Genomic DNA, 20,186 nt, shown 5'->3' on the forward strand with positions numbered 1-20,186 from the left:
GAGACCCAGGCACACGAGAGGGCGCGTCCGTGCACGGACGCGCCCTCTCACGCTCACGCCTAGCCCGCCAGGCAGGACGGTCCGAGCAGCACCTTCAGGTCACCGAAGAGCGCCGGGTCCGGCTTCACTCGGTGCCGGTCGAGGCGCAGGACCGTCGTCTTGCTCGGGCCCTGGAGCTTGATGCGGACCTCGCTCTCGCCCTTGTGGTGGCTGAGGATCTCACCGAGCCTGCTGACCATCGGCGGGGTGACCTTCAGCGCCGGGATGGTGAGGATCACCGGCGCGTTGGTGCCCGCGTTGGAGAGGTCGGGGACCTGGAGCTCCATCGCGACAAGGCGGGGCACGTCCTCGCGCTTGTCGAGGCGGCCCTTGACGAACACCACGGCGTCCTCGACGAGTTGGGTCGACACCAGCTGGTAGGTCGCCGGGAAGAACATGCACTCGATGGAGCCGGCGAGGTCCTCGACGGTGGCGATCGCCCAGGCGTTGCCCTGCTTGGTCATCTTGCGCTGGAGGCCCGAGATGATGCCGCCGATGGTGACGACCGCGCCGTCCGCGTGCTCGCCGCCGGTGAGCTGGGCGATGCCCGCGTCGGCCTTGTCGGAGAGCACGTGCTCCAGGCCGAACAGCGGGTGGTCGGAGACGTACAGACCGAGCATCTCCCGCTCCTGGGCGAGCAGATAGGTCTTGTCCCACTCCTCGGTGGTGAACTCGACGTCCAGTCCGAAGCCGGGCTCGCTGCTGTCCTCGTCGCCCATCCCGCCGAAGAGGTCGAACTGCCCCTCTGCCTCCTTGCGCTTCACCGCGACCACGTTGTCGATCATCGTGTCGAAGTGCGCGGTGAGGCCCTTGCGGGTGTGTCCGAGGGAGTCGAAGGCGCCCGCCTTGATCAGCGACTCCGTGGTGCGCTTGTTGCACGCGACCGCCTCGACCTTGTCGAGGTAGTCGGGGAAGGAGGCGTACTTGCCCTTGGCCTTGCGGCTCCTGATGATCGACTCCACCACGTTCGTACCGACGTTGCGCACCGCCTCCAGGCCGAAGAGGATCACGTCGTCGCCCTGGGCGGCGAAGTTGTGCACCGACTCGTTGACGTTCGGCGGGAGCACCTTGATGCCCATGCGCCGGCACTCGTTGAGGTAGACGGCCGACTTGTCCTTGTCGTCCTTGACCGAGGTGAGCAGACCGGCCATGTACTCGGCGGGGTGGTTCGCCTTGAGGTAGGCGGTCCAGTACGAGACCAGACCGTACGCGGCGGAGTGCGCCTTGTTGAACGCGTAGCCGGCGAAGGGGACCAGGACGTCCCACAGGGCCTGGATGGCCTCGTCGCTGTAGCCGTTCTTGCGGGCGCCGGCCTGGAAGATGGTGAAGTTCTTGGCCAGTTCGTCGGGCTTCTTCTTGCCCATCACGCGGCGCAGGATGTCGGCCTCGCCGAGCGAGTACCCGGCGATGATCTGGGCGGCCTTCTGCACCTGCTCCTGGTAGACGATCAGGCCGTAGGTGACGGCCAGGACCTCTTCCAGGGGCTCCTCCAGCTCCTTGTGGATCGGGGTGATCTCCTGGAGCTTGTTCTTGCGCAGCGCGTAGTTGGTGTGCGAGTCCATGCCCATCGGGCCGGGACGGTAGAGCGCCGAAACGGCGGAGATGTCCTCGAAGTTGTCGGGCTTCATCAGGCGCAGCAGGGAGCGCATGGGGCCGCCGTCGAACTGGAAGACGCCCAGGGTGTCGCCGCGCTGGAGGAGTTCGAAGGTCTTCGGATCGTCGAGCGGGAGGCTCAGCAGGTCGAGGTCGATGCCCTTGTTGGACTTCACCATCTTGACGGCGTCGTCCATGATCGTCAGGTTGCGCAGGCCGAGGAAGTCCATCTTCAGCAGGCCGAGCGACTCGCACTGCGGGTAGTCCCACTGCGTGATGGTCACGCCGTCGGTGTGCCGCACCCAGATCGGGGCGTGGTCGACGATCGGCTCGCTGGACATGATCACGCCGGCCGCGTGCACACCCATCTGCCGGACCAGGCCCTCGACGCCCTTGGCGGTGTCGATGACCTTCTTCACGTCCGGCTCGTTCTCGTACATCGCCCGGATCTCGCCCGCCTCGTTGTAGCGCGGGTGGGAGGGGTTGGTGATGCCGTCGAGGTCGATGCCCTTGCCGAGGACGTCGGCGGGCATCGCCTTGGTGAGGCGGTCGCCCATCGCGTACGGGTAGCCCAGTACGCGCGCGGAGTCCTTGATGGCGTTCTTCGCCTTGATCTTGCCGTACGTGCCGATCATGGCGACCTTGTCGGCGCCGTATTTCTCCGTCACGTACCTGATCACCTCGACGCGCCTACGCTCGTCGAAGTCGATGTCGACGTCGGGCATGGAGACGCGCTCGGGGTTGAGGAACCGCTCGAAGATCAGGCCGTGCGGGATCGGGTCGAGGTCGGTGATGCCCATGGCGTAGGCGACGATCGAGCCGGCCGCGGAGCCTCGGCCGGGGCCGACCGCGATGCCGTTGTTCTTGGCCCACATGATGAAGTCGGCGACCACGAGGAAGTAGCCCGGGAACCCCATCTGGATGATGACGTCCATCTCGTAGTCGGCCTGCTTCTGGCGGTCCTCGGGGATGCCGCCGGGGAAGCGGCGCTCCATGCCGCGGCGGACCTCCTCCTTGAACCAGGTGACCTCGGTGTAGCCCTCGGGGATGTCGAACTTGGGCATCAGGTCGCGCTTCTCGAACATGCCCGTGGTGTCGACCATCTCGGCCACCAGGAGGGTGTTGCGGCAGCCCTCCTGCCAGGCGTCCGAGGAGTCCACGGCGTACATCTCGTCCGTGGACTTCAGGTAGTAGCCGGTGCCGTCGAACTTGAAGCGGTCGGGGTCGGAGAGGTTCTTGCCGGTCTGGATGCACAGCAGGGCGTCGTGGGCGGTCGCCTCGTGCGCGTACGTGTAGTGCGAGTCGTTGGTGACCAGGGGCGGGATGCCGAGCTTCTTGCCGATCTCCAGGAGGCCGTCGCGGACCCGGTGCTCGATCTCGATGCCGTGGTCCATCAGCTCCAGGAAGTAGCGGTCCTTGCCGAAGATGTCCTGGTAGTCGGCGGCGGCCTTCAGTGCCTCGTCGTACTGGCCGAGGCGCAGCCGGGTCTGGAGCTCGCCGGAGGGGCAGCCGGTGGAGGCGACGATCCCCTCGGACCACTGGGAGATGGTCTCCTTGTCCATCCGGGGCCACTTCTGCAGCCAGCCCTCGGCGTACGCGTCCGAGGAGAGCCGGAAGAGGTTGTGCAGGCCGGTGTTGTTCACGGCCCACATCGTCTTGTGGGTGTAACCACCGGAACCGGACACATCGTCCCGCTTCTGGTGCGGCTGGCCCCACTGGATCTTGCGCTTGTTGCGCCGGGACTCGGGGGCGACGTACGCCTCGATCCCGATGATCGGGGTGACCCCGGCCTTCTGCGCGGTGTGGAAGAAGTCGTACGCCCCGTGGAGGTTGCCGTGGTCGGACATGGCGATGTGGGTCATGCCCATCTCGTTGCACGCGTTGAACATGTCCTTGAGCCGCGCGGCACCGTCCAGCAGCGAGTACTGGGTGTGGACGTGCAGGTGCGTGAACGGCGGCTTTGACACGGTGGGGCCTCCAAGGGAAACGCGCGGCGACGGGCTGGCGGACAGTCCTGGGGTCAGCGTCGAAGTCTATGCCTGGGGACTGACAATCCGACGGCTGCCCCGCGTACCTTCACAGCGGGATCGCGGGCACTTCCGCGATCCGTCGCACGTTGGAAACGACAGAAACGCTGTCGTACACATCCATGTACCAGGAGGCACCCCGCGATGTCGGTACCCCGGCTCAACGACGAGCAGCGCGGCGAGGAGATCCTCGCCGTCTTCGACACCGCCTTCGGCCGGCTCCTGGCCGCCGACCCGGCCGCGTTCCGCGTGAAGTTCCGCAAGATGGCGGCCTCCGCGTTCGCGTTCTACCGGGGCACGGCGTGCCTCTTCTACCACGACCTCGACGCGGAGAACGCCGGGCGGGGTGGTGGGAGGATATTCAGCGGTCCGTACCTCGACGAGCGCACCTCGCGCGTGTGGATCCACGGCGACCTGCACGCGGAGAACTTCGGCACGTACATGGACTCCAACGGCCGCCTGGTCTTCAACGTCAACGACTTCGACGAGGCCTACGTCGGCCCCTTCACCTGGGACCTGAAGCGCTTCTCCGCCTCCGTGGCGCTCATCGGGTACGCGAAGGCGCTCAGCGACGAGCAGATCAGCGAGCTGGTGCGGGTGTACGCGGGCGCGTACCGCGAGCGGGTGCACGCGCTGGCGACCGGCGCCAAGAGCGACGAGGTGCCGCCGTTCACGCTGGACACCGCCGAGGGACCGCTGCTCGGCGCGCTGCGCGCCGCCCGCTCGCTGACCCGCTTCGAGCTGCTCGACTCGATGACGGAGATCCGCGACTTCGAGCGCCGCTTCGCCCCGGGCGGCGGCTCCATCGAGCTGGACGCGGCCACCCGCTACAAGGTGCTGGCCGCCTTCGACGGCTACCTGGAGACGCTGCCGGAGACCTCCCTGGCCCGCCCGGACTCGTACCGCGTGAAGGACGTCGTCGGCCGGCGCGGCATCGGCATCGGTTCGGCCGGGCTGCCGTCGTACAACATCCTGCTGGAGGGCCACAGCGACGCCCTGGAGAACGACGTCGTGATCTACATCAAGCAGGCCCAGACCCCGGCCGTCTCCCGGCACATCACCGACCCGGCGATCGCGGGGTACTTCCAGCACGAGGGCCACCGCACGGTGATCTCCCAGCGCGCCCTGCAGGCGCACGCCGACCCGTGGCTGGGCTGGACCGAGCTGGGCGGGGTGGGCCAGCTGGTCGCCGAGGTCTCGCCGTACGCGGTGGACCTGGACTGGGGCGACATCGACGACCCGGAGGAGATCGCGGCCGTCGTCGCCGACCTCGGACGGGCCACCGCCACCATGCACGCGGCGGCCGACGACACCTCGGGCGAGTCCCTGGTGCCGTTCTCCACCGAGCGGGCCATCGACGCGGCGATCGCCGCCGACGAGGACGGTTTCGCGGACCTCCTGGTGAGCTTCGCGCACGACTACGGCGCACGCGCGCGTGCCGACCACCAGATCTTCGTGGACCTGTTCCGCAACGGCCGGATTCCGGGTCTCTAACAGTCCGTAATCTCACAGGGAGGTTTTAGGGGTCCCTTACAGGACCCCATGACAGACTCTCCACGCCATGGACATATCCGGGACCCGCATCAGAGCGCTTCGCGCGGCGCTGTTCACGACACTGGTCGTGACGCTCAGCACCGCGTCGCACGTGCTGCTGTCGCGGGTCCCGCTGCCGCTGAACACGGTGGCCGCGGTCGCCGCCGCCGTGTTCGTGCTCGCCTACGCGCTGGCCGGGCGCGAGCGCGGCTTCGGACCCATCGCCGCCCTGCTGATCCCGCTGGAGCTGGCCGCCGACACGGTCTTCACCACCGGCCAGCACGTCTGTTACGGCGCCGCGGGCGGCCCGGTCGCGGGCCCCCTGCGCTCCGTCGGCTGGGACCTGCTGTGCGGCAGCAACACCCAGGTCGGCACCCCGCTGGTCCGGGTGACGGACGTGACGGGCACCGGCACCGACCGCCTCGCGGCCCTGCTGGCCCACGCCGACCCGGCCACCGCCTGGCTGCTGCTCGGCGCCCACGTCGGCGTCGGCCTGGTCGCCGCCGCCTGGCTGCGCCGCGGCGAGCGGGCGCTGGCCCAGCTGCTGCGGGCGGTCGCCGCGACGACGTTCCGGCCGCTGCTGCTCGCGGTCGCCGCGGTGACGGTACGGACGGCTCCGGAGGCCCGGCCGGCGCGGCGCCCCGGCCCGCGCGCCTCGGTCGTCCGCGACTTGCTCCTCGCGCACTCCCTGGGACGGCGTGGCCCGCCGTGCCCGGTCGCTCTCGTCTGAACAGCATCCGAAGAGCGCTCCAGAGCACTGAGCACCAGCACTCCCCCACACGTATCCCGCGTACGACGTGTGCGCGTCCCATATGGAGATCACCAACATGAGCAAGCGGAACAGCGCGGCGGCGAAGACGGCGGCCCGCGAGCGGCTGCGCGCCGAGCGCGAGCGCCAGGCCAAGAAGGCCAAGGTCAAGCGGCAGATCATCGTCGCCGCCTCGGTCGTCGCGGTCCTCGCGGCGGCCGGCGGCATAGGCTACGCCGTCGTCCAGGCCAACAAGCCCAGCCACTGGGAGGCCGTGAAGGACGAGAAGGTCGTCGCCCCGGCCAACACCACGGGCACGAACGGCACGACCGTCATCATCGGCAAGGCGAGCGCCAAGAAGACCCTCAAGGTGTACGAGGACCCGCGCTGCCCGATCTGCGCGCAGTTCGAGCAGGTCGTCGGAGCGACCGTCAAGAAGGACATCGACGACGGCAAGTTCAAGATCCAGTACATCGGCGGCACCTTCCTCGACGGCGACGCGCTCGGCAAGGGCCAGATCGGCTCGCGCGGCGAGGGCTCCAAGAGCGCGATGGCCGCCATGGGCGCCGCGCTGAACGTCAGCGACGAGGCGTTCCTGGAGTACAAGACCGCGCTGTACTCGAAGAAGTGGCACCCGGACGAGTCCGACGACAAGTTCAAGAGCGACGACTACCTCATCAAGGTCGCCCAGACCGTGCCCGCCCTGAAGGACAACACGGCCTTCCAGAACGCCGTCAAGAGCGGCAAGTACGACGCCTGGGCGCTCGCCATGTCGAAGACCTGGGACACCAACAAGGACGGCGTCACCGGCACCCCGAGCTTCGTCATGAACGGCAAGATTCTCACGGCCGACAGCCAGGGCAACCCGCCCATGACCGTGGCCCAGTTCAACCAGGTGGTGGACGCGGCCCTCAAGGCCTGAACCGACGTGCAGTAGAAGAGCGGGCGAACTTTTGCGAGTTCGCCCGCTCAAGCGCTTACCGGCCAGTAACCTGAGCGCTCGTGACCAGTCGATACAGAGCACCCGGGAGCGCCGGCTCGCTGTCCGAGGGCGCCAACTCGCTTACTCCTCGCCGCCGTACGGTCGTCAAGGCCGCGGCGGCGACCGCTGTGCTGGCCGGCCCGCTGGCCGCCGCGCTGCCGGCCCGCGCCGCCGCGGACGCCCCCGCCTTCCTGCACGGTGTCGCCTCCGGCGACCCGCTGCCCGACGGCATCCTGCTGTGGACCCGGGTGACGCCCACCGCCGAGGCGGTGCCCGGCTCCGGGCTCGGCCCGGACACCGAGGTGAGCTGGGTCGTCGCCAAGGACAAGGCGCTGACGAACATCGTCGCCAAGGGCTCCACCACGGCGAGCGCCGCCTCCGACCACACCGTGAAGGCGGACATACGGGGCCTGCAGCCGGCCACCGACTACTGGTTCCGCTTCTCGGCCGGCCCGACCGACTCCCCGGTGGCGCGCACCCGCACCGCGCCGGCGGCCGACGCCTCGGTGTCCGGCCTGCGCTTCGGCGTGGTCTCCTGCGCCAACTGGGAGGCCGGCTACTTCGCGTCGTACCGCCATCTCGCGGCCCGTAACGACCTGGACGCCTGGCTGCACCTCGGCGACTACATCTACGAGTACAAGTCCGGGGAGTACGCGGCCCGCGGCACGGTCGTGCGCCCGCACGCGCCGGCGAACGAGATCATCACGCTCGCCGACTACCGCACCCGGCACGGCAAGTACAAGACCGACCCGGATCTTCAGGCCCTGCACCACAAGGCGCCGGTCGTGGCGATCTGGGACGACCACGAGTTCGCCGACAACGCCTGGTCCGGCGGCGCGGTCAACCACACCGAGGGCGCCGAGGGCACCTGGACCGACCGCAAGGCGGCCGCCAAGCAGGCCTACTTCGAGTGGATGCCGGTGCGTCCGGCGATCGCGGGCACCACCTATCGCCGGCTGCGCTTCGGCAAACTCGCCGACCTGTCGCTGCTCGATCTGCGGTCCTTCCGCTCGCAGCAGGCCTCCACCGGTTCCGGCTCGGTCGACGACCCGGACCGCACGATCACCGGGCGGGCCCAACTCGACTGGCTGAAGGCCGGGTTGAAGGCCTCCGACACCACCTGGCGGCTGGTCGGCAACTCGGTGATGATCGCGCCGTTCGCCATCGGCTCGCTCTCCGCGGACCTGCTGAAGCCGCTCGCCAAGCTGCTCGGCCTGCCGCAGGAGGGCCTGGCCCTCAACACCGACCAGTGGGACGGCTACACCGACGACCGGCGCGAACTCCTCGCCCATCTGCGCTCGAACGCCATCGGCAACACCGTCTTCCTGACCGGTGACATCCACATGTCGTGGGCCAACGACGTCCCGGTGGACGCCGGCACCTACCCCCTGTCGGCCTCGGCCGCCACGGAGTTCGTCATCACCTCGGTGACCTCCGACAACCTCGACGACATCGTGAAGGTCCCCGAGGGCACCGTCTCCGCGATCGCCTCGCCGATCATCAGGGCCGCCAACCGGCACGTCCACTGGGTCGACACCGACCGCCACGGCTACGGCGTCCTGGACATCACGGCGGACCGGGCGCAGATGGACTACTACGTCCTGTCCGACCGCACCGACAAGAACGCGAGCTCGTCCTGGGAGCGTTCTTACCGCACCCGCACCGGCACGCAGAAGGTCGAGCGGACGTACGACCCGGTGTAGGTCACAGGGTTTCGAGGAAGCCGAGCGCCACCCGCCAGGTGGCCTCGGCGGCCTCCTCGTCGTAGTCCGGCAGGCCGGGGTCGGTGTAGATGTGGCCCGCGCCGGCGTATCTGTAGATCTCCACGTCCGCGCCCGCTCTGCCCATCTGGAGGTACCAGGCGCTCAGCCAGTCGTCGGTCTCGAACGGGTCCGGCTCGGCCACGTGCAGCTGGACCGGCAGTTCGTCCACCGACGCACTGGCCGCGATGTCCGAGGTGCCGTGCAGGAGCAGCAGCCCGCGGGCCCGCTCGTCGCCGAGCGCGAGGGTCTGCGCGATGGACGCGCCGAGCGAGAACCCGGCGTAGACGAGCCCCCGCTCCGAGTAGGGTGCGGCGGCCAGCACGGCTCTCTTGAGCAGCTCGTCCTTGCCGATGTCGTCCTTGGCGGCCATGCCCTCCTCGACCGTCTCGAACGTACGCCCCTCGAAGAGGTCCGGGGTCCACACCTCGTGTCCGGCGGCGCGCAGCCGGTCCGCGGCCTCGCGCACCGCGGGCCTGAGCCCATAGGCCGAGTGAAAGAGCACGATGTTCATGAGGCCATGGTGCCAGCCGGGACCGACAACGCCCGGCGCACCGTAAACAGGCCCCCATGTTCATGACCGCCCGTCGCCGGTTACGTTCGAAGGCATGGAGAACGTACTCCGCCCGCTGATCGTGATCGGTGGCTCGGTGGTGCTCACGCTGATCATCGGCTGGGTCACCGATCTGCTGCTGCGCAAGGCCGACGAACGGCACGGCGAGACCCCGTTGTGGGGTCTGCTGCGCCGCGGCCGCGTGCCCTACCAACTCGTGCTGTGCTCGGCGATGCTCAGAGGCTCCTACGACCAGGCCAAGCTGACGCGGGAGCACAGCGCCGCCGTCGGCCAGACGCTGACCCTGGTGCTGATCGGGGCCACGGCCTGGCTGGTGGTGAGCATCGCGGCGGCGATCGTCGAGTCGACGTACACCCGTTACGCGCGCGCCCATCACGACGCCGCCCGGGTCCGCCGGGTGCGCACCCAGGTGACCCTGATCATGCGCGTGGTGACGGCGATCGTCGGTGTGGTGGCGGTCGCCGCGATGCTGCTGACCTTCCCGGCGATGCGCGCGGCCGGCGCCTCGCTGCTGGCCTCGGCCGGCATCCTGGGCATCGTCGCCGGTGTCGCCGCCCAGTCCACCCTCGCCAACATGTTCGCCGGGCTGCAGATCGCCTTCGGCGACATGGTGCGCCTCGGCGACACGGTGGTGGTGGACGGCGAGTGGGGCACGGTCGAAGAGATCACGCTCACCTTCCTGACCGTGCGGACCTGGGACGAGCGCCGGATCACCATGCCGGTGTCGTACTTCACATCCAAGCCGTTCGAGAACTGGTCTCGCGGCACCCCGCAGATGACCGGCATCGTCTACTGGCACCTGGACCACTCCGCGCCGATCGAGGCGATGCGCGAGAAGCTCCGTGACATCCTGCGCGAGTGCCCGGCCTGGGACGGCCGGGACTACGGCCTCGCCGTCACCGACTCGACGCCGAACACCCTCCAGGTCCGCGCCCTGGTGACCGCCAAGGACGCGGACGACGTGTGGACGGTACGGGTCACGGTGCGCGAGCGGATGATCGGCTGGCTCTGCAGGGAGCACCCGTACGCCCTCCCGCGGGTCAACACGGCCGACGCGACCCTGCCCCCCGGCTGGCCGTCCCCCACCGCCTCCACGGACGGCAACGTCCCCCGCCCCGACCCGGACGGAGCGGTGGCCCGCCGGGCCCACGAGCCGCCTCGGACGGGGCGTGGCTGAAACCGTACGCCCCGGCGTGGGCCTCAATGCCCGCGCTCGGCGCCCCCGTTGACCTGGACGACCTGCGAGGTGACGTGCCCCGCCCCCGGTGAGGCGAGCCAGTGCAGGGTCGCGGCCACGTCGCCGGGGGTGCCGGCGCGCTGGTCCAAGGTGTCGCCGATGAGCCGCTCGCGCCGGGCCGGGTCGATCGCGGGCCCGAAGAACTCGGTGTCCTCGATGTACCCGGGCGCGACCACGTTCGCGGTGATCCCGCGCGGCCCCAACTCCCGCGCCAGATCATGGGCGTACGGATGCAACGCGGCCTTGGCCCCCGCGTACGCCCCGCTCCCGGACCCCCGGTACGCGGCGATGGAGCTGACGAACAGCACCCGCCCGCCCGGCGAGGCGAGCCGGTCCTTGAGCCCCTCGGTGAGCAGGGCGGCGGTGAGGGTGTTGAGCCTGAAGTTGACGGTCCAGTTGTGCAGCACCCGATCGAGCGGGTCGTCGCTCGCGGCCGCCGGCTCCAACTGCCCGGTCCCACCGGCACTGTGGATCAACACGTCCACGGCCCCGAACTCATGGGCGACGAGGTCGACGACCCCGCGCACGCCGACCGGGTCGCTCAAGTCGGCCGCATAGGTCAACGCCCCCGGCACCCCGGCCTTCTCCAGCACCTCGCGCCGCCGCCCGAGCAACAGCACCCGATCCCCGTCCGCGGCGAACACCTGCGCGGCCGCGAGCCCGATCCCCGTACCACCACCACTGATCACAACATTACGAGCCATGATTCAACCCTAGGCACCGAAAGCCGCCGACGGCGCTCAGGCCCCACGGGAGAGCCCCGATTTCCAGCCAACTGGAAACGGGCGGTGCGCGGGTGAGAGATCACCTCAAACTACGCACATCAAGATGCCGAAGCACCCGGTCCACGATCTCAGGATCCGCCCCCGCCTCACTCCGCGCCGCCAGCACCTCATGCCGCGCCGCACTCAGCAACTCCCCCTGGATCCGCCGCATCCGCTTCAGCCGCCGCACCCGCATGTCGTGCGCCTCCCGCCGCTCCTCCTCCCCCATCTCCGGGCTGATCCGCACCCCGATCTCGAAGGCCCGCCGCAGCATCTGCTCGGACAGTTCCTCCGGCAGCTCCTCGGCCTTCTCGATCTCCCGGAGCCTGCGCTTGGCGGCCTTGGCCGCGCGCACGGCGAGTTCCTTCTCGAAGGCCTTCTCGCGCTCGGTGTCGGCCTGCACCCCGAGCCGTTTCACCAGCCACGGCAGCGTCAACCCCTGCAGCACCAGCGTGCCCATGATCACGCCGAACGCGACGAACACGATCTCGTCCCGGTCGGGAAAGGCCGAACCGTCGTCCGTCTTCAGGGGAATCGCCAGCGCCAGTGCGACCGAGGCCACGCCCCGCATCCCCGACCACCACATGACGACGGTCTCCCGCCAGCTCATCGGGATGTCCTCGTCGTGGTCGCGTTTGGCGTGCAGCCGCTTGGTCAGCCAGGTCGCCGGCAGCAGCCACGCCAGCCGTACGAGCACGACCACACCGAGCACGGCCGCAGCCCAGCCGAGCATCTCGCCCCACCGCCCGGACGCCGTACGGATGGCGTTGTGCAGCTCCAGGCCGATCAGCCCGAACGCGACGCCCGTGACGAGGGTGTCGACGATGTCCCAGAAGGTGTGCCCGGCGAGCCTGGTCAGCACGTCGTCGGGGTCGGTGGCGTACTCGGCGATGAACAGCGCGGTGGTGAGCACGGCGAGCACACCGGAGCCGTGCAGCTCCTCCGCGAGGACGTAGGAGGCGTACGGCACGAGCAGGGTCAGGCCGACCTGCAGCGTCGCGTCGCCCAGCAGGTCGAGCAGCCGGTTGGCGCCCCAGCCGAGGGCGACACCCACGGCGACGGCGACGACGGCGGACAGCACGAGGTCGAGGGCGGCGCGCCCGGCGTGGAACTCGCCGCTGACGGCCGCGGCGACGGCGACGTGGTACAGCACGATGGCCGTCACGTCGTTGAACAGGCCCTCGCCCTCCAGGATGGACACCAGCCGGCGCGGCAGCCCGAGTTGGCCGGCGACGGCGGTCGCGGCGACCGGGTCGGGCGGCGCGACCAGCGCACCGAGCGCGACGGCGGCGGCCACGGGCAGCCCCGGCACGATCGCGTTGGCGACGACGGCCACGCAGAGGGTGGTGACGAAGACGAGGGCCACGGCCAGCAGGAAGATCGGCCGACGGTTCGCCGCGAACTGGCGCCAGGAGGTCCGCCGTACCGCCGCGTACAGCAGGGGCGGCAGCAGCAGGGGCAGGATCAGATCCGGCGGGACATTGACGTTGGGCACGAAGTCGGCGACCGCGAGCACGATCCCGAGCAGGGTCATCAGCACGGGCGCCGGCAGCCCGAACCGGTCTCCGACCGGGACACTCACCACGGCCCCGAGCAACAGCACGAACAGCAGGGCCAACTGATCCACGCTCAGCACTCCGGGAGATCGACGTACGCGAGGCAGGCCTCAAGCCTGCCACGCCCTCGATCTCACCAGCGCTCTCGCGGGCCTCGGCTACAGGGCGCGCCGCATCGCCCGGTGCGGTATCCCCGCCTCCGGGTACTCCGGCCCGTACGCCTCGTACCCCAGCCGCTCGTAGAACCCCAGCGCATGCGTCTGCGCGTGCAGGTCCACTGCCATGAGCCCACGCGCGCGTGCCGCGTCCTCGATGGCCCGCACGAGCGCCACGCCTACCCCGAGGCCCCGCGCCTCCTGGGCCACCGCGAGCCGCCCGAGCGAACCCACCGTCAGGTCCCCGCCGACCTTCGCCGCGGCCACCGCGCCATGCAGCAGCCGCCCGGTCCCGAGCGGCGTCCCGTCCTCCCGCACGGCCAGCACATGCACCGCCACGGCGTCGAACTCGTCGTACTCCAGATCCTCGGGCACCCCCTGCTCGCCGACGAAGACCTCCTTGCGTACGGCGAAGCAGGCCTCCAGGTCGGCCGGGTCCTCGGCGATGCGCACCGCGTACGCGCGCGTGCTCATCCGTACGTCTCCTCGCGGACCTGGTCCAGCGCCTTCTGCAGGTCGGCCGGGTAGTCGCTCTCGAACTCCACCCACTGCCCGTCCCCGGGGTGCTCGAAGCCGAGGCGGACGGCGTGCAGCCACTGGCGGGTCAGCTTCAGCCGCTTGGCGAGCGTCGGGTCGGCGCCGTAGGTGAGGTCGCCGACGCAGGGGTGGCGGTGGGCGGCCATGTGGACGCGGATCTGGTGGGTGCGGCCGGTCTCCAGCTTCACGTCCAGCAGCGAGGCGGCGCGGAAGGCCTCGATGAGGTCGTAGTGCGTGACGGAGGGCTTGCCGTCGGCCGTGACCGCCCACTTGTAGTCGTGGTTGGGGTGGCGGCCGATGGGCGCGTCGATGGTGCCGCTGGTCGGGTCCGGGTGGCCCTGCACGAGCGTGTGGTAGCGCTTGTCGACCGTGCGCTCCTTGAACTGCCGCTTCAGCGAGGTGTACGCGCGCTCCGACTTCGCGACCGCCATCAGCCCGGAGGTGCCGACGTCGAGCCGGTGCACGATGCCCTGGCGCTCGGCGGCACCGGAGGTGGAGATCCGGTAGCCGGCGGCGGCCAGCCCGCCGATGACGGTCGGCCCGGTCCAGCCGGGGCTGGGGTGCGCGGCGACGCCGACCGGCTTGACGATCACGACCACGTCATCGTCGTCGTACACGATCTCCATGCCCTCGACGGGCTCCGCGACGACCTGCACGGGCGCGGGCGCCTGCGGCATCTCGACCTCGAGCCAGGCGCCGCCCTGCACCCGCTCGGACTTCCCGACCACCGAGCCGTCGACCGTGACCTTCCCCGCCGCGGCAAGCTCCGCGGCCTTGGTACGGGAGAAGCCGAACATACGGGAGATGGCGGCGTCGACGCGCTCGCCCTCCAGGCCGTCGGGCACGGGCAGGGTACGGATCTCGGGAATCGTGCTCACCCGTCGAGTATGACGGACACCGCCGAGGGCCCCGAACAAGCCTGTGGAAAACCCGGTCTGTGGAAAACCGCGATCGGCCGGAACCGCGGGCTCAGTCCTTGTGGACGGTGCCGTCCGGGTCGAGCCCCTTGAAGGACAGCAGCACGATCAGGATGCCGCCGCACACGATCGCCGAGTCGGCCAGGTTGAAGACCGCGAAGCCCTTCGGGGCGATGAAGTCGACCACCGCGCCCTCGAAGACGCCCGGCGAGCGGAAGATCCGGTCGGTGAGGTTGCCCAGCGCACCGCCGAGCAGCAGGCCGAGCGCGATCGCCCAGGGCAGGCTGTACAGCTTGCGGGCGAGCCGCGCGATCACCACGATCACGGCCGCCGCGATCACCGTGAAGATCACGGTGAAGGCCTCCCCGAAGCCGAAGGCCGCGCCGGCGTTGCGGATCGCCTCGAACTTCAGCCAGTCCCCGATGATCTCGATCGGCTCGTGGTGCTCCAGCTTGGCGACCACGAGCAGCTTGCTGCCCAGGTCGAGCAGGTACGCGAACGCGGCCACCGCGAACAGCACGGCGATCCGGCGCTTGCCCCTGGGCCCTGCCGCCGCGACCTGCTCCGGCTCGGCCCCCGCCGCCTCCGGGGTATCCGGCGTACCGATGATGCGCTCCGCCTCTGCCACGTGAGTCCCTCAACCTAGGTACCTGACTGAGCACGAGGGTACGGCACGCGCGTGTACGCCCTCAGTACCGGCGTTCCTGCTTCTGCTTGCACTCCACACACAGGGTGGCCCGCGGGAACGCCTGCATCCTGGCCTTGCCGATCGGGTTGCCGCAGTTCTCGCACAGGCCGTACGTGCCCTCGTCGAGCCGCACCAGGGCGTGCTCGGTCTGGGTGAGCATCTCGCGCGCGTTGGCCGCGAGGGCGAGCTCGTGCTCGCGCGTGATGTTCTTGGTGCCGGTGTCCGCCTGGTCGTCGCCCGCGCCGTCCCCGGAGTCCCGCATCAGGCCCTGCAGCGCGTCCTCGGAGGACGTGATCTCGGCGCGCAGCCGCAGCACCTCGGACTGCAGCTCGGCCCGCGCCTCCTCGACCTCCTCCGGGGTCCAGGGGTCCTCACCGGGGCGCACGGCGAGCTCGCCGGGCTCCACCGCCGCGGCGACCCGAGCCTTGGGTACGGCGGTCTTCGCCGCCGTGGCCGTGCCAGGAGTCTTCTTCGCAACCACCGTCGTGGCTCCCGTCTGCTCCGCGGCCTGCGCCGCGCCCGCCTTCTTGGCCGTGCTCTTGCTCTTCTTGGCCGCGCTCTTCCCGGCCGGGGCCTGTGCGGCGACCGCCTTCTCCGCGACCGTCTCCTCGGCCGCCGTCCCCTTCACAGCCACCTTCTTCGCAGCGACCTTCTTGGCCGCCGCCTTCTTGGCCGGGGCCTTCTTCACGGGGACCTTCGCCTCCGCCGCCTTCCCGGCCGCCGCCGTCTTCTTCGCCGCCGCTTTCTTGCCGACCGCCGCTTTCTTGCCGACCGCCGTCTTCTTCGCGGCCGTCTCCTTGGCCGCGGTCCTCTTCGCAACCGTCCCCGCGGCCACTGTCCCCGTGGCCGCCGTCTCCTTCGCGGCCACCTTCTTGGCGGCCACCTTCTTGGCGGCCACCTTCTTGGCGGCCGTCTTCTTGGCGGCCGTCTTCTTCGTCGCCGCCTTCTTGCCGGCCACGGCCTTCTTCGTACCGGCAGGTCTCTCCGGCCCGTCCTCCTCGACGGCCCCCCGCACCCGCTTCACCGCTCCGGCCGCCTTCTTCCCTTGCGCCGAGGCCCCTCCCTGCGCGCTCTTCTTCCCGCTCACGTCCTTGGCCGCACCGCCCGAGGCCTGCGTGGACCTGCCCGACGCCGAATGCTGTACGGCGGTCTTCTTCGCCACCATGGCCGCGGCCCCTTCACATATTGTGATCTTGCACGCGAATCGTGCTGGGACGATAAATCGACTTCAGCCCCGCGGCAACGGGGCACACCGCCCGATTCGCCCGGCTCACGCATGCCGCGACGCAAGCCTGCATCCGTTGTGCCCAGCTCCCCGCGGCATAATCCGCCGGACACCCCGTCCCAGAATCCGAACACGCGTACCGCTCCATTCGGGTCATCTCCGCGCCGACCGCGCCCGGTCCCCCGGGGCGCCGAAAACCGGTCGGCCGCTGTCCGCGCGGCGCCGTACACTGGGCGGAGCGAGAAGCGTGGATGGGGACGAGTAGCGGCGTACGCAGCCCAGAGCGACCCGGGGACGGTGGAAGCCCGGGGGCGAGCGCGACGTGAAGATCACCCCGGAGCCGCCGGAAGAACGCCTGAGAGGGCAAGTAGACCCGGCATCGCGACCCCAATGAGGGGGCTCACCGGAGCGCACGGCGCATCGGGGGGCCAAGGAGGGTGGTACCGCGGGAGCGCGCCGAAAGCGGCGTACAGAAGACAGCTCTCGTCCCTCCGGACGGAAGGCAGCAAGTCCGCCGGAGGAAGCTCGCTGATGACAACGCCGACGTACCGCCAGGTGCCCGCCCAGGTCGACCTGCCCGCGCTCGAGCACGCGGTGCTCGACTTCTGGCGCGAGCAGAAGATCTTCGCCAAGACCCTGGAGCAGTCCGAGGGCCGCCCCGAATGGGTGTTCTACGAGGGCCCGCCCACCGCCAACGGCATGCCCGGCGCCCACCACATCGAGGCACGCGTCTTCAAGGACGTCTTCCCCCGCTTCCGCACCATGCGTGGCTATCACGTGGCCCGCAAGGCCGGCTGGGACTGCCACGGCCTCCCGGTGGAGCTCGCGGTCGAGAAGGAGCTCGGCTTCTCCGGCAAGCAGGACATCGAGGCGTACGGCATCGCGGAGTTCAACGCGAAGTGCCGCGAGTCGGTGACCCGGCACACGGACGCCTTCGAGGCGCTCACGACCCGCATGGGTTACTGGACCGACCTCGACGACGCGTACCGCACGATGGACCCCGAGTACATCGAGTCGGTCTGGTGGTCGCTCAAGGAGATCTTCAACAAGGGCCTGCTGGTCCAGGACCACCGCGTCGCCCCCTGGTGCCCGCGCTGCGGCACCGGCCTCTCCGACCACGAGCTGGCGCAGGGCTACGAGACGGTCGTCGACCCGTCCGTGTACGTCCGTTTCCCCCTCACCTCCGGTCCGCTCGCCGGCGAAGCCGCGCTCCTGGTCTGGACGACGACCCCTTGGACGCTGGTCTCCAACACGGCGGTCGCCGCGCACCCCGACGTCACCTACGTCGTGGCGACGAACGGCGAGGAGAAGCTCGTCGTCGCCGAGCCGCTCGTCGCCAAGTCCCTCGGCGAGGGCTGGGAGACCACCGGCCAGTCCTTCACCGGCGCCGAAATGGAGCGCTGGACGTATCAACGACCGTTCGAGCTCGTGGAGTTCCCGGAACCGGCCCATTTCGTCGTCAACGCGGAATACGTCACGACCGAGGACGGCACGGGTCTGGTCCACCAGTCCCCCGCCTTCGGTGAGGACGACCTCAAGGTCTGCCGCGCCTACGGCCTGCCCGTCGTGAACCCGGTGCGCCCGGACGGCACCTTCGAGGAGGACGTCCCGCTGGTCGGCGGCGTCTTCTTCAAGAAGGCGGACGAAAAGCTCACCGAGGACCTCCAGCAGCGCGGCCTCCTCTTCAAGCACATCCCGTACGAGCACAGCTACCCGCACTGCTGGCGCTGCCACACCGCGCTCCTCTACTACGCGCAGCCCTCCTGGTACATCCGCACCACGGCCGTCAAGGACCGCCTCCTCCAGGAGAACGAGAACACCAACTGGTTCCCGGACACGGTCAAGCACGGCCGGTACGGCGACTGGCTGAACAACAACATCGATTGGGCGCTGTCCCGCAACCGCTACTGGGGCACCCCGCTGCCGATCTGGCGCTGCGAGGACGACCACCTCACGGTCGTCGGCTCCCGCGCGGAGCTCACCGAGCTGACCGGCACGGACCAGTCCGAACTCGACCCGCACCGCCCGTACATCGACGACGTCACCTTCGACTGCCCGAAGTGCGCCAAGACGGCCACGCGCGTGCCGGAGGTCATCGACGCCTGGTACGACTCGGGTTCGATGCCGTTCGCGCAGTGGGGCTACCCGCACAAGAACAAGGAGCTGTTCGAGAGCCGCTACCCGTCACAGTTCATCTCCGAGGCGATCGACCAGACCCGCGGCTGGTTCTACACGCTGATGGCGGTCGGCACGCTGGTCTTCGACAAGTCCTCGTACGAGAACGTGGTCTGCCTGGGCCACATCCTCGCCGAGGACGGCCGCAAGATGTCCAAGCACCTGGGTAACACCCTGGAGCCGATCCCGCTGATGGACCGCCACGGGGCGGACGCGGTGCGCTGGTTCATGGCGGCCGGCGGTTCGCCGTGGGCGGCCCGCCGGGTGGGCCACGGCACCATCCAGGAGGTCGTCCGCAAGACGCTCCTCACGTACTGGAACACGGTCGCCTTCCAGGCCCTGTACGCCCGCACCTCCGACTGGGCGCCCAGCGCGGCGGACCCGGCCCCGGCCGACCGCCCGGTCCTGGACCGCTGGCTGCTGTCCGAACTCCACGCGCTCACCGACCAGGTGACACAGGCTCTGGAGGCGTACGACACCCAGCGCGCCGGCAAGCTCCTGTCGGCGTTCGTCGACGACCTGTCCAACTGGTACGTCCGCCGCTCCCGTCGCCGCTTCTGGCAGGGCGACAAGGCGGCACTGCGCACCCTGCACGAGGTCGTCGAGACGGTCACCAAGCTGATGGCCCCGCTGACCCCGTTCATCGCCGAGCGGGTCTGGCAGGACCTGGTCGTGCCGGTGACCCCGGGCGCCCCGGAGTCGGTCCACCTGTCCTCGTGGCCGGAGGCGGACCTCTCCGCCATCGACCCCGAGTTGTCGCGGCAGATGGTCCTCGTCCGCCGTCTCGTCGAGCTCGGCCGTGCCACGCGCGCGGAGTCGGGCGTGAAGACGCGTCAGCCGCTGTCCCGTGCGCTCATCGCGGCGACCGGCTTCGACACCCTCGACCGTGAACTGCACGCGCAGATCACGGAGGAGCTGAACGTGAGCTCGCTCGCGTCCCTCTCCGAGGTCGGCGGCAGCCTGGTCGACACCACCGCGAAGGCCAACTTCCGCGCGCTGGGCAAGCGGTTCGGCAAGCGCGTACAGGATGTGGCCAAGGCGGTCGCGGACGCGGACGCGGCCGCGCTGTCGCTGGCCCTGCGTGAGGGTACGGCGTCGGTGGAGGTCGACGGTGAGACGATCAGCCTCGCTCCCGATGAGGTGATCATCACAGAGACGCCGCGTGAGGGGTGGTCGGTGGCCTCGGACTCCGGTGCGACGGTCGCCCTGGACCTGGAGATCACGGAGGAGCTGCGGCAGGCCGGGCTCGCCCGGGATGCGATCCGGCTGATCCAGGAGGCCCGTAAGAACAGCGGGTTGGATGTGGCCGACCGGATCGCGTTGCGGTGGGTGTCGACCGATCCTGCGGTGATCGCGGCGCTGAGCGAGCATGCGGGGTTGATCGCCGACGAGGTCCTGTCGACGGACTTCGGCCAGGGTGAGGCGGATGACTCGTATGGCGAGCCGTTCACCGACGAGGGGCTGTCTCTGACTTTCCGCCTTCGGAAGGTGTGATCCTCGCCATTGGCGACTGCGGGTGCGTGGGGGCTGGTCGCGCGCACGCGGCGGAGCCGCAAATAGATACAGCCCCGCGCCCCTTAGGTGGGACCAGGCAACCCGCGTAAAAGGGGCGGGCCCCGGACGAAAGTCCGGGGCCCGCCCCTTTGAACGCTGCCGACGCCTACGGCGTACTACCT

General features: G+C 69.8%; 14 protein-coding genes. 6 read left to right on the forward strand and 8 right to left on the reverse strand.

All coding sequences use genetic code 11. The features are described from left to right. Positions 1-59: 59 nt before the first annotated feature. A complete protein-coding gene (dnaE, locus tag ABZ848_RS18515) occupies positions 60-3,599 on the reverse strand; it encodes a DNA polymerase III subunit alpha (RefSeq protein WP_360832784.1) in 3,540 nt (1,179 codons plus the stop codon). A gap of 204 nt (positions 3,600-3,803) precedes the next feature. On the opposite strand from dnaE, the gene ABZ848_RS18520 reads away from it, so the two are divergent. The 4 genes from ABZ848_RS18520 to ABZ848_RS18535 all read left to right on the forward strand — a co-directional run bounded on the left by ABZ848_RS18520 (position 3,804) and on the right by ABZ848_RS18535 (position 8,625). Further along, positions 3,804-5,153, forward strand: coding sequence for a DUF2252 domain-containing protein (locus tag ABZ848_RS18520; RefSeq protein WP_360832787.1), 1,350 nt, complete (start codon positions 3,804-3,806; stop codon positions 5,151-5,153). A 67-nt stretch (positions 5,154-5,220) separates the two neighbouring features. Continuing rightward, on the forward strand, positions 5,221-5,922 hold the full coding sequence (locus tag ABZ848_RS18525; protein ID WP_360832790.1) for a hypothetical protein: 702 nt from the start codon (positions 5,221-5,223) through the stop codon (positions 5,920-5,922). 97 nt (positions 5,923-6,019) lie between these two features. Beyond that, the gene (locus tag ABZ848_RS18530; protein WP_360832793.1) at positions 6,020-6,862 is read left to right on the forward strand and encodes a thioredoxin domain-containing protein; all 843 of its coding nucleotides are present in this window, start codon (positions 6,020-6,022) and stop codon (positions 6,860-6,862) included. 80 nt (positions 6,863-6,942) lie between these two features. Continuing rightward, complete coding sequence (locus ABZ848_RS18535; protein WP_360832796.1) at positions 6,943-8,625, forward strand: alkaline phosphatase D family protein; 1,683 nt, start codon at positions 6,943-6,945, stop codon at positions 8,623-8,625. A 1-nt stretch (position 8,626) separates the two neighbouring features. Here ABZ848_RS18535 and ABZ848_RS18540 read toward each other — a convergent pair whose 3' ends face one another. Beyond that, positions 8,627-9,196: a dienelactone hydrolase family protein gene (locus tag ABZ848_RS18540; RefSeq protein ID WP_360832799.1), complete on the reverse strand. Its 570-nt coding sequence runs from the start codon at positions 9,194-9,196 to the stop codon at positions 8,627-8,629. Between the two features lie 94 nt (positions 9,197-9,290). Here ABZ848_RS18540 and ABZ848_RS18545 point away from each other — a divergent pair, with 94 nt between their 5' ends. Continuing rightward, on the forward strand, positions 9,291-10,433 hold the full coding sequence (locus ABZ848_RS18545; RefSeq protein WP_360832802.1) for a mechanosensitive ion channel domain-containing protein: 1,143 nt from the start codon (positions 9,291-9,293) through the stop codon (positions 10,431-10,433). Between the two features lie 23 nt (positions 10,434-10,456). On the opposite strand, the gene ABZ848_RS18550 is transcribed toward ABZ848_RS18545, so the two are convergent. From ABZ848_RS18550 to ABZ848_RS18575, 6 genes are all read right to left on the reverse strand, one after another. After that, positions 10,457-11,197, reverse strand: coding sequence for an SDR family oxidoreductase (locus ABZ848_RS18550; protein ID WP_360832805.1), 741 nt, complete (start codon positions 11,195-11,197; stop codon positions 10,457-10,459). A gap of 100 nt (positions 11,198-11,297) precedes the next feature. Next, positions 11,298-12,884: a Na+/H+ antiporter gene (locus ABZ848_RS18555; protein ID WP_360832808.1), complete on the reverse strand. Its 1,587-nt coding sequence runs from the start codon at positions 12,882-12,884 to the stop codon at positions 11,298-11,300. Positions 12,885-12,971: 87 nt separating this feature from the next. Beyond that, a complete protein-coding gene (locus tag ABZ848_RS18560) occupies positions 12,972-13,442 on the reverse strand; it encodes a GNAT family N-acetyltransferase (RefSeq protein ID WP_360832811.1) in 471 nt (156 codons plus the stop codon). Further along, positions 13,439-14,383, reverse strand: coding sequence for an RluA family pseudouridine synthase (locus ABZ848_RS18565; RefSeq protein WP_360832814.1), 945 nt, complete (start codon positions 14,381-14,383; stop codon positions 13,439-13,441). The genes ABZ848_RS18560 and ABZ848_RS18565 overlap by 4 nt, the downstream gene beginning before the upstream one ends. Before the next feature lie 91 nt (positions 14,384-14,474). Then, positions 14,475-15,050 (reverse strand): signal peptidase II, encoded by a 576-nt coding sequence (gene lspA / locus ABZ848_RS18570; protein ID WP_360832817.1) that lies wholly within the window; start codon positions 15,048-15,050, stop codon positions 14,475-14,477. 61 nt (positions 15,051-15,111) lie between these two features. Further along, on the reverse strand, positions 15,112-16,275 hold the full coding sequence (locus tag ABZ848_RS18575; protein WP_360832820.1) for a TraR/DksA family transcriptional regulator: 1,164 nt from the start codon (positions 16,273-16,275) through the stop codon (positions 15,112-15,114). Positions 16,276-16,866: 591 nt separating this feature from the next. Here ABZ848_RS18575 and ileS point away from each other — a divergent pair. Beyond that, entirely contained in the window at positions 16,867-20,004 is a 3,138-nt protein-coding gene (ileS, locus tag ABZ848_RS18580; protein ID WP_360832823.1) for an isoleucine--tRNA ligase, read from the forward strand. Positions 20,005-20,186: the final 182 nt, after the last annotated feature.

Origin of the sequence: Streptomyces sp. NPDC047081, assembly GCF_040643775.1 — a bacterium.
Lineage (GTDB): Bacteria > Actinomycetota > Actinomycetes > Streptomycetales > Streptomycetaceae > Streptomyces.

What these genes read in the sequence shown, in the direction of transcription:
- ABZ848_RS18520 (WP_360832787.1), top strand. Translation starts at nt 3,804, where the DNA reads ATGTCGGTACCCCGGCTCAACGACGAGCAGCGCGGCGAGGAGATCCTC.
- ABZ848_RS18525 (WP_360832790.1), top strand. Translation starts at nt 5,221, where the DNA reads ATGGACATATCCGGGACCCGCATCAGAGCGCTTCGCGCGGCGCTGTTC.
- ABZ848_RS18530 (WP_360832793.1), top strand. Translation starts at nt 6,020, where the DNA reads ATGAGCAAGCGGAACAGCGCGGCGGCGAAGACGGCGGCCCGCGAGCGG.
- ABZ848_RS18540 (WP_360832799.1), bottom strand. Translation starts at nt 9,196, where the DNA reads ATGAACATCGTGCTCTTTCACTCGGCCTATGGGCTCAGGCCCGCGGTG.
- ABZ848_RS18545 (WP_360832802.1), top strand. Translation starts at nt 9,291, where the DNA reads ATGGAGAACGTACTCCGCCCGCTGATCGTGATCGGTGGCTCGGTGGTG.
- ABZ848_RS18550 (WP_360832805.1), bottom strand. Translation starts at nt 11,197, where the DNA reads ATGGCTCGTAATGTTGTGATCAGTGGTGGTGGTACGGGGATCGGGCTC.
- ABZ848_RS18560 (WP_360832811.1), bottom strand. Translation starts at nt 13,442, where the DNA reads ATGAGCACGCGCGCGTACGCGGTGCGCATCGCCGAGGACCCGGCCGAC.
- ABZ848_RS18575 (WP_360832820.1), bottom strand. Translation starts at nt 16,275, where the DNA reads ATGGTGGCGAAGAAGACCGCCGTACAGCATTCGGCGTCGGGCAGGTCC.
- ileS (WP_360832823.1), top strand. Translation starts at nt 16,867, where the DNA reads ATGACAACGCCGACGTACCGCCAGGTGCCCGCCCAGGTCGACCTGCCC.